A 15,930-nucleotide genomic window follows, 5' to 3' on the forward strand; every position below is an offset into this window, starting at 1 on the left:
CGGTGTATGAGGCGAGCTGGGTCGCATCGATGGCTGGGCATGACGACGATAGTTCTGTCCGCCGCGATGGTTTTCCTCTCAGGCGTCGGCGTACCGGACGACTTTTCTCCGCGGGCGGCCGCGAATACCGCTGAGCAAGCGGCGATCGAATTGTCGGCGGCCCATGTGGACAGTCCGGTGCAGCAGGCCGGTTCGGCCGCCGGACTGCCGCATCTCGTTCCGGCCGAGGCGACGACGGCGAAGGTCGAACCCTCCGGCGACCGGGCACCCGATCGCAAGCCGCCGAAGGGCGCTCTACCGCTTGAAGTCCGGCACAAGCCCTCCGAGCGACCTGACACGGGCGGGTTGAAGCTTCCACCATCCCCGTATCAGCGCGCCCACGGAAAGGCTGCCGCCTCTTCGCCATCCCCCAGTGCTCGGGCCTCGTCCGGGTCGTCACCGTCCACCGATCCTGCTGGACGGGTGTCCGCGGCGCCCACGTCCGCGGACGGCGCCATCACGGCCGCCGGTACTTGCTATTACCCGATGTGGTCGGCGGCGGCCCATTACTCGGCCGGCGTCACCGTGTCGTACTTCAACGCCGCTCAGGGGATGACCGAGCCGCACGACTTCCGGGCGACGCGTGACCCGCAAGGGCTTCCACCGATGAGCACGACGGCGTGGCAGGACCTGGGCCGGTGTTACGTGCAGCCGACGCCGCAGCCTCCCGTTCTCGCATACTTCTGGCCGCGCGATAACGCGCTGGTCGGGTCGTTGTCTCCGACCTTGGACGCGTACGCGTATTCGCTGACGGCCAGCCCTGTCTCGTACTACTTCACGGTCTGTTCCGGTTCGGATCCCACGGGCGACTGGGACTGGTGTGAGGGCAGCGGGTGGCTGAGCCGGAACACCTGGGAGGTGCCAGGAGGCAAGCTCAAGTGGGGCAAGACGTATTGGTGGTCGGTCAGTGCCGAGGACGATTCCAATGGGCTGATCAATCGGTCCGATTGGATGACGTTCGCCGCGCAGCCCGAGCAGCCCTCGATCAACTTCCTGCTCGGCAGCGGTATCGGCGGCCGGGAGTTCAACCAGGTGGTGGGCAACTACACCTCCACGGTGACCGACGCCTCGGTCGCCACGGTGGGCCCGCCGCTCGCCGCCACGCGCACCTACAACAGCCTGGATCCGCGCACCGACGGGATGTTCGGGACGGGCTGGAGCACCCGGTGGGACATGCGGCTGACGGACGAGCCGCAGACCAAGACCGTCCTGGTCACCTATCCGGATGGGCGACAGGCACGGTTCGGGGCGATGGGGGACGGCAGCTACGTGCCTCCTCTGGGCACCTACGCCACGCTGGCGACAGTGGCCGGTGGCGGCTGGCGATTGATGGACAAGTCCTCGACGTCTTACTCGTTCGACGCGCAAGGGCGTGTCACCAAGGTGTCCGACAACCGGGGCCGCACCCAGGACATGGTCTACGGCACCGACGGCGAACTCTCCAAGGTCACCGCCACCGGTGGCCGGTCGCTGTACTTCACCTGGAGCGGCGGCCACGCGACCGGCGTGTCCACCGATCCGGTGAACGGGGTCCCGCTGAGCTGGTCCTACACCTACGACGGCGACAAGCTGGTGAAGGTGTGCGGCCCCGGTTCGGACACGGCGTGCAACACCTACGCCTACACCGACGCCTCGCGCTACAGCACCAGCGTGCTGAACTCGATGCCTGAGAGCTATTGGCGACTGGGCGAGGCCAGCGGCGCCGCGGATTCCAAGCTGGTCGGTTCCTTGGGCTGGAAGCCCTATGACGACGCGTATTTCAGCGGCGGCACCTATGACGCCACCGTCGGGGTGACCGGAGCGCTGGGCGGATCGGCCAACACCGCGGTCAGGTTCGCCGGCTCATCGACCTCCAGCTCCTATGTCTCGCTTCCGCAGTCGGCGATCAGCGACCGCGGCGCCCACCTCACCGTGGAGGCCTGGTTCAAGACCACCGGCTCCGGGGTCGTGCTCGGCCACAACAACGCATCGTCTTCCACACCGACCAACTTCACGCCGACGGTGTACGTGGGCACCGATGGCAAGCTACGCGGCCAGTTCTGGAATGGATCAGTCAATCCGATCACCTCCGCGGGCACGGTGAACAACGGCCAGTGGCACCACGTGGCGCTGAGCGGTGATGGCGCGGCTCAGACGCTGTACCTGGACGGTCAGGCGGTGGGCACGCGCAGCGGCACCATCGACCACCGCGACCAGTACCTCACCCGCCTGGGCTCGGGCTACGCCGCACCGACCTGGCCGTCCTCGGTCACCACCACGCGGATGTTCCCCTTCGCGGGCGATATCGACGAAGTCGCGATCTACGGCCGGGCGCTGCCGGTGTCGGAGATCCAGGCCCACTACCGGGCCGGTGCGGCGGTGCCGCAGATGACCACGTCCACCCTGCCGTCCGGGCGGGTATGGGCGCAGAACGCGTACGGCTCTGACGGCGGCCGCCTGCAGACCCACACCGACGCCAACGGCGGTGCGTGGAAGCTGAGCGCTCTCCAGTACGGCGAGGATCCCGAAGGGTTTCCGCAGGCGACCGTCACCATCACCGACCCGCACAACGGCACGCTGAAGTCGGCGCACGACCCGCTGCGCGTCCTGAGGGCCACCAGCCAGACCGACCAGCTCGGCAAGACGACGAGCTACGAGTACGACACCGGCGGCTTCCTCGGCAAGATCACCGACCGCAACGGCAACACCGCCGAGGTCACCCACGACGAGCGCGGCAACGAACTCAGCATCACCAGATGCCGGTCGGCCGACGCCTGCCAGACCTCCTACGCCGACTACTACCTCAACACCGCGGACAAGTTCGACCCGCGCAACGACCAGATGATCGCCTACCGGGACGCGCGGTCGACCAGCGGCACCAGCGAGACCTACGCCACCAAGTGGGAGTACACGACCTTCGGCGAGAAATCTAAGGAGACCACGCCGGCCACCGCCGACTTCCCCAACGGCCGCTCGACCACCTACGTCTACACCGACGGGACGGAGACGGCGAACGGCGGCGGCAGCACACCTGCGGGCCTGCTGAAGAGCCAGACCGACCCGAAGGGGAACAAACGGGAGTACGCCTTCACTTCGGCAGGTGACCTCGCCCAGGTGACAGAGCCGACGGGCTTGACCACGAAGTACGGCTACGACGCGATCGGACGTACGGTCACCCGTACGGAGACCTCCGCCGATCGTGCCGCGGTCACCACCACCTACTCCTACGACACTTACGGCCGTACGGACAAGGTCACAGGCTCGGGTGTGAAGAACGAGGTCAGCGGTGTGACCCACACCGCCGAGACGCGTTACACCTACGACGACGACGGCAACAAGCTGACCGAGACGCTGGCCGACCTCACCGGCGGCGACCCGGCTCGTACGACGACCTACGAGTACGACACCTACGGCCGCGTCGAGAAGGTCGTCGGACCCGAGGGCGGCACCGCGCTGACCGCCTACGATCACATGGGCAAGGTCGTCAGCACGACCGACGCGGCCGGGGCGACGTACGCCTACGGCTACACCGTGCGCGGCGAGCCCGCCACGACCACGCTCAAGGGGTGGACCGGCAGCCCGACCAGCCCTGAAGCCGCGCGCGACGTGGTCATGAAGTCCTCCGCGTACGACCCCGGCGGCCGGTTGGCCTCGCAGACGGACGCGATGGGGCGGACCACCCGGTACACCTACTTCGGCGATGACCTGCTCGCCACGGAGGTCGCGGACGACGTCAAACTCAACGCGTCCACGACCACGGTCGACGTGGAACTGACCTCCTCCACCTACGACGCCGCGGGCAACCTCACCCGGCAGGACGCCGGAGGGGGCAAGACCCGCGTCGACTACGTCTACGACGCGGCCGGACGGCTGACCTCCTCCACGCTCGACCCGGCGAGACTGGCCAGGAAGTCCGCCTACGTCTACGACGCCAACACCAACGTCACCCGTATGAGCTGGACCGCCGCCGGGACCACCCGCACGGAGATGGAGTCCTACCGCTACGACGTCGCCGACCGGCTCATCGAGAAGACCGTCGAGAACGGCGCCACGGACCTGACCACGTCTTGGACGGTGGACGACCGCGGCCTGGTCACCGAGGTCATCGATCCGCGAGGCAACGTCACGGGCGCGACCCGCTCGGACTACACGACCACGATCGGCTACGACGCGCTCGGCAGGACGATCAAGCTGGAGGGCCCGCCGGTCAAGGTCGAACGGAACGGCGGCGCCGCGACCACCGAGCGCCCGACCTCGCAGTTCGGCTACAACACCGCGGGCGAGCAGACGCACGAGACCGCACCCGAAGACCGGACCAGCGTCACAAGCTACGACAAGGCGGGAAGGGTCACATCGGTCACCGGCACCGCGTACACCCCGCCCGGCGGGACGGCCCTGACACCTCGGACGTCCTACGGCTACGACAACGCCGGCCGCGTCACCTCGGTCACCGACCCGCGCGGCAACATCTCCAACGCCACTTACGACGTCCTGGGCAGGACGGTGCGCATCACCGACCCGCCCGCCACCACAGGGGCCGCCCGCGGCAACTGGGACTACACCTACACCCTGAACGGCGAGCGTCTCTCCTCCACCGACCCGACCGGCGCGCGCATCGAGGCCACCTACGACGGTCTCGGCCGCCAGGTCACGCTGACGCAGATCGAGCGCAAGCCCACCGCCGTCGCGCTCACCACCGTCGGCGAGTACGACAACGCGGGCAATCTGGTCGCCGTCAGGCGGCCGGCCGGTAACCGCAGCACCGCCGTCGTCAACGCCGCCGGCGAGGTGGAGTCCGAGACTGACCCCCTCAGCCATTCCACCGCGTTCGCCTACGACCTGATGGGACGTCCCGCCAAGGTCACTGACGCCCTGGGCAACGCCACGACCGCCGAGTACGACCTCGCCGGACGGAAGATCGCAGCCAAGGACCTGAACTCCTCCGGCACTGTGCTGCGCACCTACGGCTTCGAGTACGACGAGGCGTCCAACCTGACCGCCCAGACCAGCCCCGAAGGCCACGTCACCCGCCGGTCCTACGACGCCGCCGACCAGCTCACCCAGCTCGTCGAACCCGTCTCGGCCACCAAGAACATCACCACGAGCTTCGGTTACGACGCGGCGGGAGCACAGACCCGCACCACCGACGGGCGGGGCAACGCCTTCCTGACGACCTACAACACCCTCGGCCGGGTGGAGTCGCGCATCGAACCCTCGACCCAGGCCCACCCCGGCCTGGCCGACCGTACCTGGACCATGTCCTACGACGCGGCGGGCAACCAGGTCGACGTGCTGCAACCCGGCGGGGTCCGGATCAGCGACACCTACGACAACCTTAACCGCCTGGTGACCGAGGCGGGATCCGGGGCGGAGGCAGCCACCCAGAGCAACACATTCGGATACGACCTCGCAGGCCGCCGTACCAGCGCGAACGATCTCAACTTCACCTTCAACGACCGCGGCCTGCTGCTGAAGACCGCCAAAACGGGGACGTCGGGCGACCTGTCGTCGTTCGGCTACGACGCCAACGATCGGCTCGCCCAGCGCACCGACGCCTCCGGCTCGGCGACGTTCACCTATGACAACGCCGACCGCCTGAAGACGTTCAGCGACCCGGTGACCGCCACCACCCTCACCTACGGCTACGACAACGCCGACCGGCTCATTGGCATCGACTACGGCACCGGCGGCCCCAAGCGGGCCTACGCCTACGACCCGATGGACCGCCTCACCGGCGACACCCTGAAGACCTCCACTGGCGCGGCCATAGCCTCCATCACCTACGGCTACGACCGCGACGACAACCTCACCACCAAGAGCACTGCGGGAACCGCCGGCGCGGGCACCAACACCTACACCTACGACCACAGCAACCGGCTGACCTCCTGGACCGCCCCCGGCGGCGCCGTCACCGACTACGCCTGGGACGACTCCGGCAACCGCATCCAGGCCGGCGCCAAGAGCTTCACTTACGACGAGCGCAACCGCCTCACCTCCGGGGACGGGGCGACGTACACCTACACCGCCCGCGGCACCGCCGCCAGCGAGACCAAGAGCGGTGTCACCAAACTGCTGAAGTTCGACGCCTTCGACCGGATGACCAGCGACGGAGAAGCGACCTACGCCTACGACGCCCTGGACCGCGTCGTCAGCCGCAGCCAGGGCGGGGTACTGAGCCGCTACGTATACGGTGACCTGGCCAACGACATCGTCGCGATGACCAGCGACGCGGGCACCGTGCAAAGCCGCTACAGCCGAGGCCTCGACGGGGAACCGATCGGCATCTCTGACGGCACCGGCCCTCGCTTCGCCTTCGCCGACCAACACGGCGACGTGGTCGGCACCTTCGCGGCCAACGCCACCTCACTGGCCGACTCGGTCGCCTACAACCCCTTCGGCGAAGAAACCGCCAGAACCGGCACCCGCCACGACCTCGGCTACCAAGGCGAACTCACCGACCCCACCACCGGCAAAGTCAACATGCACGCCCGCTGGTACCAACCCGATACCGGCACCTTCGCCAGCCGCGACACCTGGACCCTAAGCCCGGACCCGTCGGTTCAATCCAACCGATACGGCTACGGGAACGCGAGTCCGCTTAGCCATATCGATACAACCGGACATGCAGTTGACCCTTGCGATCCACTCTTCTTAACTCCTCTGCAGGGGCCTATGGATGCGTGTCATATATTCATCCCCCACGATCCGCCAAGTTCGAAGCTCTACAAGAAACCGCAGGAGAAGGACTACTGCAACCTCGGCAACAAAAACTGCAAAGCGCCAAATGGTGGCGGCAACGGCAACGGCAACGGCAACGGCGATGGCGACGGCTATCGCGACCTTGATGACGACGACGGCTATCGCGACCTTGACGGCGGTGGCGGTGGCGGTGGCGGTGGTAGGAGACCTGCCCCCCGAGAGCCCGTCATTGATTGTCGCAAAGGCGAGCAGCAGGGGTACTGCACTCCGCGCGACCCCCACCAGACTCATGGTTGTGGAAAGAAATGCGGTTACGAGCCTTATAATTATGCCGATGAGGACTTGATTTCGAACTGTGACCTTTGGTCCCCCGATGCAGATTGTCCTGTACCAAACCCTGATCTCGTTTCTTGCATGGGGACGTGCGGATCTCTGGCCAACTGCGGTAACTCGGGCAGCGGCGGATTCTTCGGCACGTGGTATACCCCATGCCCATCCGAGGGAGAACCTCAGAATCTGCAAGAACTCGCGCAGTTCTGCAGCGACAACATCATCTGTGATCTGACGCTCGGTGACGCGGTCAATTGCATAGCGGATCCCAACTGGATCGACTGTATAGCGGCGGGTGTCAGCGTCATCCCGGGGGGCGGCAAGCTTCTCGGAGGAGGTATCAAGCTCGGCAGTAAGCTGCCCAAACTGTTCAAACCGGTCGAGAAATGCCTGCGCAGCAGCTTCGTCCCCGGCACTATGGTCCTGATGGCCGACGGCACCCACAAACCCATCGAAGAGGTCCGGGTCGGCGACTTCGTTCAGGCAACCGATCCCGTGACAGGTGAAACGGGGCCACGCCTGGTCCTCGACCTCATCAGGAGCGACGGAGAAAAGAGTCTCGTAGAGATCACGGCCGACACCGATGGCAAACGTGGCAACGCAACCGGCGTAGTGATCGCCACCGACCGCCACCCCTTCTGGGCTCCTGAACTACATAAATGGCTAACCGCCGGCGAACTCCGCGTCGGCACCCTTCTGCAAGCCAGCGCCGGCACCCACGTTCAAGTCACTGCCATCGCAAAGTGGACCACACGGCAACGCGTCCACAACCTGACAATCGCTGGTACGCCGACATATTATGTGGGCGCAGACACCGATTATCTGCTGGTGCATAATTGCAACCGAAGAGGATTGGATTTTCTTGATTCGGGGAGGGAAAGTGTATACAAAGATAATCTGGCAAAGAATGGTGGTAAGCTGAAGTGTGACTACTGTGGGCGCGACGTGTATCGGCGGCCTCGCGGGCAACAGGGATCGCCGGACGATGCGCAGATAGATCACATCGATCCTAAATCAAAAGGAGGGTGTGGTGCTGCTCACAATGGTTGCGTGGCCTGCCGAACTTGCAATCGAGATAAGTCGACCAAGCCTCTCTCTGATTGGGATGATGAACTTCGCGAGTGGTTAGAGTAGACTGAACGTCCCATTGCATGAATCGGGGTCTTATGCATGAGCCTGCGCCTGGTTCCGAGCGGCTTTTTAAGGTTGCTTTCGACCTTGAAAGTGAGAGCGCTACGTGGCCGCCATTCTCGGTGGAGCGTCTATGGGTGAAGAAAACCAGCGTCAAAGGGTTTGCGGAGGTATGTAGTATTCCCTTCTATGTTCCAAACTTGGCCTATGGGGACATTGTCGCCGCAGTGCCGGACCATGATCGTAGAGAGTTGGTGTTCTCGCGTTTCGTTAGCGGATCGGGGCATTCAACGGTTCGAATCTCCTTGGCCGATGAGTGCAGCTTGGGAGTCGTACAGGAAAATATTGGCAGACTTGGATGTACGTGGGAGGGAAGCAATATATCCACGTATATCGCCGTCGATGTTCCAGTCGGCGTTGAATATTGGGATGTTCGCCGATGGCTGCTATCGAACAGGGCGGAAAGCGTTTTCGACTTTGAAGAGAGCTGTCTTTCTAGCCATCATCGAGCGCAGTTGCGGAGTTAAGGTATAGAATCTCCGTCGTACGCATTCAGCCGCAGCGCATTTCGAAGTTTAGTGATCACGATGTGTGATCGCGAGTGGGTGTGCGGGATTACGGCGTGCCGGGCCGGGTGGCATCCATGGGCGGCCGGGTAGAGGGCCATGGATGACAGTGACCGCGTTGCGGCCGTGTTTGACGGCGGTGGACAGGTAGCCGCGGATGGCGTACCGATGTTCGGTGGTGCGTTCCGAGCGGAGCCGCCCGGAGATATCTGTTGGGTCTTGGCCGGGCGGACGTCGCGTTCTGCCTGGTTGGAGGTGGGCGGGACGTTCAGATCGTGGGCGAAGCGCAACGTGTCGTTCTCGTGGTGCGCAGGAGTTCCAGCAGTAGGCGGCCGATCGACTGCTTGACCTTCTTATTGCCGGGATGCGGTGGACTTCTGACAGGCCGATGAGGACTCCGTGCCGGAACTCCTTGATCAAGCTGGCCTTGACCTGCGGGTCGAACTGCGCGGCGCCGGCCTTCCTGGCGAGGTTGGCCTCGTGGATCAGACCGCGCAGGGCGCGTTGGATCTGCTCGGGCCAGTGCCGGCCTGGATAGATCTCGACACAGTCTTCAAGATCACGAAGTAGGTGGGCCGTACAGAGTTGATGGGTGTGCGAGCCAAGCCGCGCCGAGTCGTGATTTCTTGCCTTCTGATCGGGTCGACATAGCTGGAGATTGCAAAAGTAGGATATGGCATCGCCCATGCAGTGCAGGCTTGCCAGATAATTTGGCGTCAGCGGCGATGGAGGGCATCCGCGATTATAGGGTAAGTCGATATCCCTCTGGCCTGCTGATGGTTGATAGAGCTGGGTTCGATGAGATCGAGTCGTCCGCACCTGTTTTCAGAGAAGCGGGTCACCTGTTGATGTGTGCAATATCGGCACACATTCAAGGCCTGAATGTTAAGGTAGAAGTACGTGCGCTTGTAACGGCTTCGGGAAGTATTTGAGGTGAGTCTGATTCATGGTTCCCGTAGGCCAAGGTGAGTCGTTGCGGTCAACCGTGCCGCCACTTGTCGAGCAGTTCTTGCCATATTTCTGGCGAGACGTCGTGCCGTGATTGTCGCGCATAGCTGGCCGAATCAAACTTCGGGGCAGGGGTAGGGGGCGTGGCGGTTGGGGGTGCAGCAGGTGACGTTGAGGGTGAGGAATCTGCCTGCTGTGAGCCAGATGCCCCATTGGACGTCTACGCCGCCGGTGAGTGATTCCTCGGCGTTGGCCAGGCGGGTGTCCAGGCCGATGCGGGCCTCGTCGGATGGGTGGAGGAAGGACGGCTCGGCGGCTCGGTAGCGTTCGGCCAGCCAGGTCAGTGCGTCGGCGACGGTCTTGGGGGAGGCGTCGATCCGGTTGGCGGGCTTGAGGAGCCAGTCGCAGGTGCGCATCGGGGGGAGCGGCGAGGCGCGGAAGGCGGCGAGGTCGCTGGGGGGTAGTGGTGGGCGGCGTTCGCCTTCTCGGCGTTGTTCGTCGCCGATTCCCGTCCACGAGTAGCAGTGAAAGTGCATGGGCGCCCCGTACGGTGAGGGTGGCTCCCGCCTGTCTGCGGCGGGCGGGAGCCACCCGGGGTGGTGGTGTCGCTAGATGGTGGTCATGCCGGCGGTGCGCAGCTCGGAACCGCTGAAGCGGAGCGTCCCGGCATCCGGGTTCTTGCTGTCACGCAGGGCGAACGCGTCGTCCACGCCCGGAATCGGGGCCAACTCGACGCACGCCTCGCCCTCCTCGCCGGTGTTCCCGCCGCACAACCGGGTGAATGCGGCGCCGGTGAGGTCGCGGTCGTACAGGTTGTCCATGTGCTGGTCTTCCTTTCTGATGGAGGTGGGACTGCCCGGCGGGTCCGCCGGACGATTCACGGCCGGAGTCTGTGTCCGGTCACCCGAGTAGCCGTTCTGGTGGGCGATCTCGTCCTGGACGGCCAGGGCCATCACCAGGGACGGGGCGTCGGGACGGGCGATGCCGGGCAGCAGGCCGGCGCAGCGCTGGGCGTGGGTCAGTTGCGCGTGCCGGGTGGCGCACCAGCCGCCCGGCGTGCCGTCGGCGCGGAAGACGCGGCGGATCCGCCAGCCGGGGTAGGTCTGCTCCAGGGTTGCGGTCTGCCGGTTGATCAGGTCGTGGATCTCCCGCGGTAGGGGCCGGGGTGGGGCGTCGCCGGTGGGGGTGGGCATGTGGCCGCCGACGGAGAGGCGTGCGTTCGGGGACATGCCGTATGGGTCGTTGAGGCCGTGGTCGGAGGAGGGCTCGACGGGCGTCATCGTGCGCCCACGGGCAAGGGGACCGGAGACAGGGCGGCCTCCAGTTCGGCGTCGCGCATCAGTTCTCGTAGCTCGTGGACCGTGGTCGCCTCGACCATCAGCGGGGTGGTGTGCCAGGAGGCGATGGCGAGGAACCGCCTGCTGCCTACGCCGTAGGAGATGAACCAGGCCGGTTCGAGTTGGTCGAGCTGCGCGGCGGCAGCCTGTTCGGGCAGGTCCCAGCGCCTGGGCAGGACGGGGCCGGGACGTGTGCCGCCCACTCTGTGCCGTCCCGGTCGCCGGCTCGCCGGTCGCCCCGATCTCCGGCTCATGAGTCGTCCTGGTCGCCGATTCATGACGTTGCCCCGAGCCGGTACGGCCGGTTTCGGGCAGAGGATGGCGGGCTGCCGCTGGGGGTGTGGTCCGGTTGAGTGGAGGGTCGGTGAGGGCTCCAGCCGACACCGATTGCCGGGGTGGCTTTAATCTTTCGCATGGGTCAGGACTCGCTTCCTGATCAAGGACCCGCCCGGACGTTGCAGCGTCGGGCGGGTCCGCTTTTCCGCAGGTGTTTCTGCCTGGTCGATGTCATAGTGGAAGAGCTTTGGGAGCGGTCCAAGACGAACGTTGATGGGGTGCGCATTCCCATCAATCCATCACGGGGAGTTGTTCATGCCGCGCGCGTGCGAGCCGGTCGCCCTCGACGAGTCGCCATGGCATCTACTGGGTGCTTTTATGCGCTATTGGCGGGAGGAAGTTCGCAATATTTCGCAGCGTGAGCTGGCCAGAGCCGCCTTCGTCGATCAAGGTGAGCTGTCCAGATGGGAGCGTGGGCTCGCCCGTCCGCACGCCGATCACATCAAAGGGATTGATGATGCTCTGGGGGCTGAGGGGCGACTTGTAACGCTTCATGGGTTGGTTGTGGAAATCGAGCGGCTACGTACACTCGCAACAAAGGGGAATTCCGACGAGGAGGCCGCCACGGAACGCCGACAGCTTCTGCGATTCGCCGCCACGAGCGCTGCCCTCGGAGCGTTCGGCATGCCGGGCGAACCCGTTCGCCAGCTCCTCAGCCTGTCTCTGAACCACGATTTCCGCAGCGTGGCAGAGTGGGAGGTGAGTTGCGCCGATCATCTGCACGCGCTGCGCACCCGGCCTCCCGCGCAGGTGGCCGCGGACCTGGCGATCGACCTGATGACGGTACGCGGCCAGGTGGATGCCTGCTCTCCTGCGGAACTGGCCGGGTTGCACCGCGTCACGGCCACGCTGTCCGCCGTCCACGCGAACGCGCTGACCCGCCTGGGCGATCACGGCGCCGCGATCCGCTGGTGGCGCACCGCCCGCCAGTCCGCCGACCTTTCCGGTGATTTCGGGCTGCGTCTGCTGGTACGCGGTGAGGAGGCCGGTCACGGGCTGTACGGCCAGCGCACCCCCGAGACCGTCCTTCGCCTGGTCGAGTCGGCCGAGCAGATCGCCGGAGAGCCCAGCGTCGACCTGTTGACGACCCGGGCGAAGGCGCTGACGATGCTCGGCAGGCACGACGAGGCACGGCAGACTCTGCACAATCTTCTCCGGCTCGCTGAGACCAGCAACCGCTCTGACCCATGGGGCTTCTGGAAGCCGGATCAGATCCATTTCGCGGAAAGCTGGGTCTTCGCCGGTGCCGGGGAGGAGGCGGCGGCGGCCAAGGCTCGCGATGAGGTACTCCGACAGACTGGGGACTACCAGTACAAAGCGAACATCGCTCTGCATGGTGCTCTATGTACGGTCGTTCGGGGTGGTACGGACGACGGGGTCCGGCAGGCGGCGGCGACGATCGGCGGGATGTCTCCGGCGTACCGCAGCACTCACATCCTGGAGACGGGACGCATGGTGCTACGCGCCGTGCCGATGGCACAGCAAGGCCGTCCGGCGGTCATGGAGTTCCGGGAAGTCCTGGCCACCGCGTAGACATCGAGGGATGTTGGAGTGGGTGTGCGCTCCACGGACGTCCGCCGGGTGGGGCGCCGTACGGCGGCGCCGGCTTCGCCGTACCTCGACTCGCCGACCCGGCGCCGGTCACGTCGAACACACACCGGGAGGACACCGGGTGGACATCGGCACCCGGTAGTGGACAGCGGCACCCGGTGAAGGTGTGTGGTCACCCCACTGGCGGAGGCGGGCACGAGCCGGGGGCGCGTGGGTACGGTTCAGGACGGTCGTACGGTGGCGGTCAGTGGTGCGTGTGGGCCGGAGTGGTGCGTGCGGGTAGGTCGCCGGCGGGGCGTTGTTCGCTGGGTAGATGCGGTGATAATCCCTCGATTGGGTGTGAGGGGTCTTGCTAGGGTCGGGGCTCGGGCCGGCCGCGGGACTTCGGTGCGACTTCCGGAACCCGCCTTTGAAGCGATGCTTCGCAGTTCGTGCTCTCATTCCCCGGCCGGTCTGTCATGTGACGGCCGGTCTGCCTTGTGAGGGGCGATGGACACCTACGCCGACCTGATCGAGTGCGAGGACGTGCTGCTCTTCGCCAACGCGGCCATCACGTCGACCGGGCAGCGGGAGTTCCACGGCTCGGCGCACGAGCAGCGGCTCTCGCTGGACTTCCTGCACCGCTACATCCAGGGCAACTATCCCGACCTGTACGCGGCGGCGCTCGCCCTGGACATCAACGACCACAACGCCGCGCTGATCATCCGCAACCTGCTGAGGGAGCCGGGGACGGGCGACGGGCGGCTGATCGCCTGGCGGCTGGCGCGCATGAGCCCGCCGCGCGTCTACCGGCTGTTCCGGGAACTGAGGCGCGACGGAGTCAACAACCGGCGCACCCGGGCGATCGTCCGCGACTGGCTGGCGGCGCGTCCCGACCTCGCCTTCGACGCGGTCAAGTACCGCTCCGCGGTGAAGGCGGCGGTACGGCACGCTCATCTGCGCCTTCCGGGCGAGCTCGGCGACTTCCTGTTCGCGCCGCGCAGCCGCACCCGGTTCGCCACCCCGATCCTGGAGGCGTGGCGCCGGGCCCATTACGAGAGGGCGGCGCTGTACGAGCTGCCGTACACGGTGGCGGAAGGCTTCGCCGCCCGTCACGGCATCGACCGCGGCGTTTTCATGACGCGCATCGCCCCCCGGCTGACCTCGCTGGAGCGGCTGCGGCTCACCACGTCGGCCGGGAAGGAGGACGTGGACACCCGGGCGAACCTGGCGGCCATGCCGCTCGTCCGTCTGGCCTCCTACACGCTGTCCCGGCCGGCCGGGGAGCGCCGCGACGAACTCGCCGCCGCGCTGCGGGCGGCGGCCGCCCGGGTGGCCGGTAAGCGTGCAGGGACGTGGGGGAGGGTGACCGCGGTGCTCGACGACAGCTTCTCCTCCTACGGGTCGCCGGCCAAGCGCCGCCGTCCCCTGGCGGTCGCGCTGGCCTGCCACTACCTGCTGGAAGCCCTGGCCGGCTCGTATCAGGGCCTGTGGCTCTCCGGGCGCGCCGACCCCGTGCTGGCCCGGCCGCTCGGGCCGACGCCGCTGGGGCGGCGGATCATCGACGCCCTGGAGCAGCGCCCTGACCGGCTGGTCATCGTCTCCGACGGGTGGGACAACGCGCCGCCGGGCCTGGCCGCCGAGGTGCTGCGGGTCTGGCGGCGCAGGCTCGACCCCACCGGAGAGGTCGGCATCGTGCATCTGAACCCGGTCTACGACGCCGAGCGGTTCGACGTGCACCGGCTGTCGCCCATGGTGCCCACGGTGGGCATCCGCGACGCCGAGGATCTGCCCGCGCTGGTGGAGCTCGCCGCGTTCGCCCAGGGCCGGACGGGCCTGGACGAACTGCGCGCCTACCTGGAGGACAGGGCGGCACGGCGATGATCGATCTCAGCGGACTGATGACGCGGCCCGCGCAGACCTGGGGCTCGGTACGGCTGGTGCCGCTCGTGCGGCCGGAGCCGATCAGAGACCTGCGGCTGCACGCCGTGGTCTACGGTGACGAGCTGTCCATGGTGTCCCTGCCGGACAAGACCGTTTACACCTCCTACATCCCGCACGCCTTCGTCGCGTCGTGGACCGGGGACGGCACGCCGGCCGCCGCGTACGGCACGCAGCTCGGCCGGCCGCTCCGGTACATGGACATCAGGATCCGGCGCCGCATGGCGCGGCGCGTGGAGAAGAACCGGCTGCGCTTCCTGCCTCTGCACCTGGCGATAGAGGGTTTCCTCGCGCTGCACTTCGGCGGCCCGACGGTGGCGTGGGAGGAATGGACCCGGCAGGCGGTCGCCCATGGACTCTCGCCCCGCGTCGAGGAGGCCTACAGCGGCGCGGACGTCCACGGGCTCGACGACGCGCTGCGCGTCTTCGAGATCTACCCGGGGCAGTGCGGCGTGCTGCTCTACGTCGGCGACACGCTGGCGGCCGCCTTCGTCGTGCCGCATCCGGAGGACTACCGGGCCCTGCACCCCACGCTGGTCCGTGACCTGTACGGCGAGCTGATCCACCAGTACGCCCTGTTCCACCCGGCCAGGGACATGCCCGTCGCGATCGACGAGACCAGGGTCTCCTCGCTGGCGGACCTGCGGGCACAGGCCGTACGCCATGAGGGGGAGTGGGCGGACTTCCACGACTCGGTCATGGCGGCGGGCCTGATCGCCGCGCCGGACCGCGAGGAGGTCGTCTACCGGCTCGGCCGTTTCACGCTCCGGCGCTTCCTGCCCTCCTTCGAGCGGCATCGGGAGAACCACATCGGCGAGCTGATCACCGACGAGTCGGGGCGGTTGGCGTACCTGAAGACCTTCCGGCTGTCGGATGCCCAGAGTCGGCGCGGTCACCTGCTCAGTGTGCTGGCCCGGCACGACTGGCACCTGGGGAACGCCGCCGCGTCGCTCGGCACCGACCAGGCCGCCCTGGGGCTGCGCCTGGAACGAGCCGGCTTCGGGCACCTGCTCCGGCAGGACATTCTGGACGCCTACCGGAAGTCCAGACGCCCCTGAACACCGGCGAGCGCGTCACCGGGGTTCGTCCGGCCC

9 protein-coding genes are annotated in these 15,930 nt (G+C 66.6%); 6 read left to right on the forward strand and 3 right to left on the reverse strand.

Annotated elements, in window-relative coordinates:
• The first annotated feature begins 39 nt into the window (after nucleotides 1–39).
• The 3 genes from ACZ6QO_RS17670 to ACZ6QO_RS17680 all read left to right on the forward strand — a co-directional run bounded on the left by ACZ6QO_RS17670 (nucleotide 40) and on the right by ACZ6QO_RS17680 (nucleotide 9,314).
• Nucleotides 40–8,181 (forward strand): LamG-like jellyroll fold domain-containing protein, encoded by an 8,142-nt coding sequence (locus tag ACZ6QO_RS17670; protein ID WP_465851823.1) that lies wholly within the window; start codon nucleotides 40–42, stop codon nucleotides 8,179–8,181.
• Nucleotides 8,182–8,213: 32 nt separating this feature from the next.
• Nucleotides 8,214–8,705, forward strand: a complete 492-nt coding sequence (locus ACZ6QO_RS17675; protein ID WP_465851825.1) for a DUF4265 domain-containing protein — start codon at nucleotides 8,214–8,216, stop codon at nucleotides 8,703–8,705.
• Between the two features lie 438 nt (nucleotides 8,706–9,143).
• On the forward strand, nucleotides 9,144–9,314 hold the full coding sequence (locus ACZ6QO_RS17680) for a hypothetical protein (RefSeq protein ID WP_465851826.1): 171 nt from the start codon (nucleotides 9,144–9,146) through the stop codon (nucleotides 9,312–9,314).
• A gap of 494 nt (nucleotides 9,315–9,808) precedes the next feature.
• On the opposite strand, the gene ACZ6QO_RS17685 is transcribed toward ACZ6QO_RS17680, so the two are convergent.
• The 3 genes from ACZ6QO_RS17685 to ACZ6QO_RS17695 all read right to left on the reverse strand — a co-directional run bounded on the left by ACZ6QO_RS17685 (nucleotide 9,809) and on the right by ACZ6QO_RS17695 (nucleotide 11,232).
• Nucleotides 9,809–10,228, reverse strand: coding sequence for a hypothetical protein (locus tag ACZ6QO_RS17685; protein WP_465851828.1), 420 nt, complete (start codon nucleotides 10,226–10,228; stop codon nucleotides 9,809–9,811).
• A 72-nt stretch (nucleotides 10,229–10,300) separates the two neighbouring features.
• Nucleotides 10,301–10,972 (reverse strand): DUF397 domain-containing protein, encoded by a 672-nt coding sequence (locus tag ACZ6QO_RS17690; protein ID WP_465851829.1) that lies wholly within the window; start codon nucleotides 10,970–10,972, stop codon nucleotides 10,301–10,303.
• Nucleotides 10,969–11,232 (reverse strand): hypothetical protein, encoded by a 264-nt coding sequence (locus ACZ6QO_RS17695; protein ID WP_465851831.1) that lies wholly within the window; start codon nucleotides 11,230–11,232, stop codon nucleotides 10,969–10,971. The genes ACZ6QO_RS17690 and ACZ6QO_RS17695 overlap by 4 nt, the downstream gene beginning before the upstream one ends.
• A 388-nt stretch (nucleotides 11,233–11,620) precedes the next feature.
• On the opposite strand from ACZ6QO_RS17695, the gene ACZ6QO_RS17700 reads away from it, so the two are divergent.
• The 3 genes from ACZ6QO_RS17700 (at nucleotide 11,621) to ACZ6QO_RS17710 (ending at nucleotide 15,894) form a co-directional block, all read left to right on the forward strand.
• Nucleotides 11,621–12,898, forward strand: a complete 1,278-nt coding sequence (locus tag ACZ6QO_RS17700) for a helix-turn-helix domain-containing protein (RefSeq protein ID WP_465851832.1) — start codon at nucleotides 11,621–11,623, stop codon at nucleotides 12,896–12,898.
• Between the two features lie 507 nt (nucleotides 12,899–13,405).
• Complete coding sequence (locus tag ACZ6QO_RS17705; RefSeq protein ID WP_465851834.1) at nucleotides 13,406–14,779, forward strand: hypothetical protein; 1,374 nt, start codon at nucleotides 13,406–13,408, stop codon at nucleotides 14,777–14,779.
• On the forward strand, nucleotides 14,776–15,894 hold the full coding sequence (locus ACZ6QO_RS17710) for an ARPP-2 domain-containing protein (protein ID WP_465851835.1): 1,119 nt from the start codon (nucleotides 14,776–14,778) through the stop codon (nucleotides 15,892–15,894). The genes ACZ6QO_RS17705 and ACZ6QO_RS17710 overlap by 4 nt, the downstream gene beginning before the upstream one ends.
• Nucleotides 15,895–15,930 lie beyond the last annotated feature (36 nt).

This window comes from Sphaerisporangium sp. NPDC049457 (assembly GCF_055586705.1).

What these genes read in the sequence shown, in the direction of transcription:
- ACZ6QO_RS17670 (WP_465851823.1), top strand. Translation starts at nt 40, where the DNA reads ATGACGACGATAGTTCTGTCCGCCGCGATGGTTTTCCTCTCAGGCGTC.
- ACZ6QO_RS17675 (WP_465851825.1), top strand. Translation starts at nt 8,214, where the DNA reads ATGCATGAGCCTGCGCCTGGTTCCGAGCGGCTTTTTAAGGTTGCTTTC.
- ACZ6QO_RS17685 (WP_465851828.1), bottom strand. Translation starts at nt 10,228, where the DNA reads ATGCACTTTCACTGCTACTCGTGGACGGGAATCGGCGACGAACAACGC.
- ACZ6QO_RS17690 (WP_465851829.1), bottom strand. Translation starts at nt 10,972, where the DNA reads ATGACGCCCGTCGAGCCCTCCTCCGACCACGGCCTCAACGACCCATAC.
- ACZ6QO_RS17700 (WP_465851832.1), top strand. Translation starts at nt 11,621, where the DNA reads ATGCCGCGCGCGTGCGAGCCGGTCGCCCTCGACGAGTCGCCATGGCAT.
- ACZ6QO_RS17705 (WP_465851834.1), top strand. Translation starts at nt 13,406, where the DNA reads ATGGACACCTACGCCGACCTGATCGAGTGCGAGGACGTGCTGCTCTTC.
- ACZ6QO_RS17710 (WP_465851835.1), top strand. Translation starts at nt 14,776, where the DNA reads ATGATCGATCTCAGCGGACTGATGACGCGGCCCGCGCAGACCTGGGGC.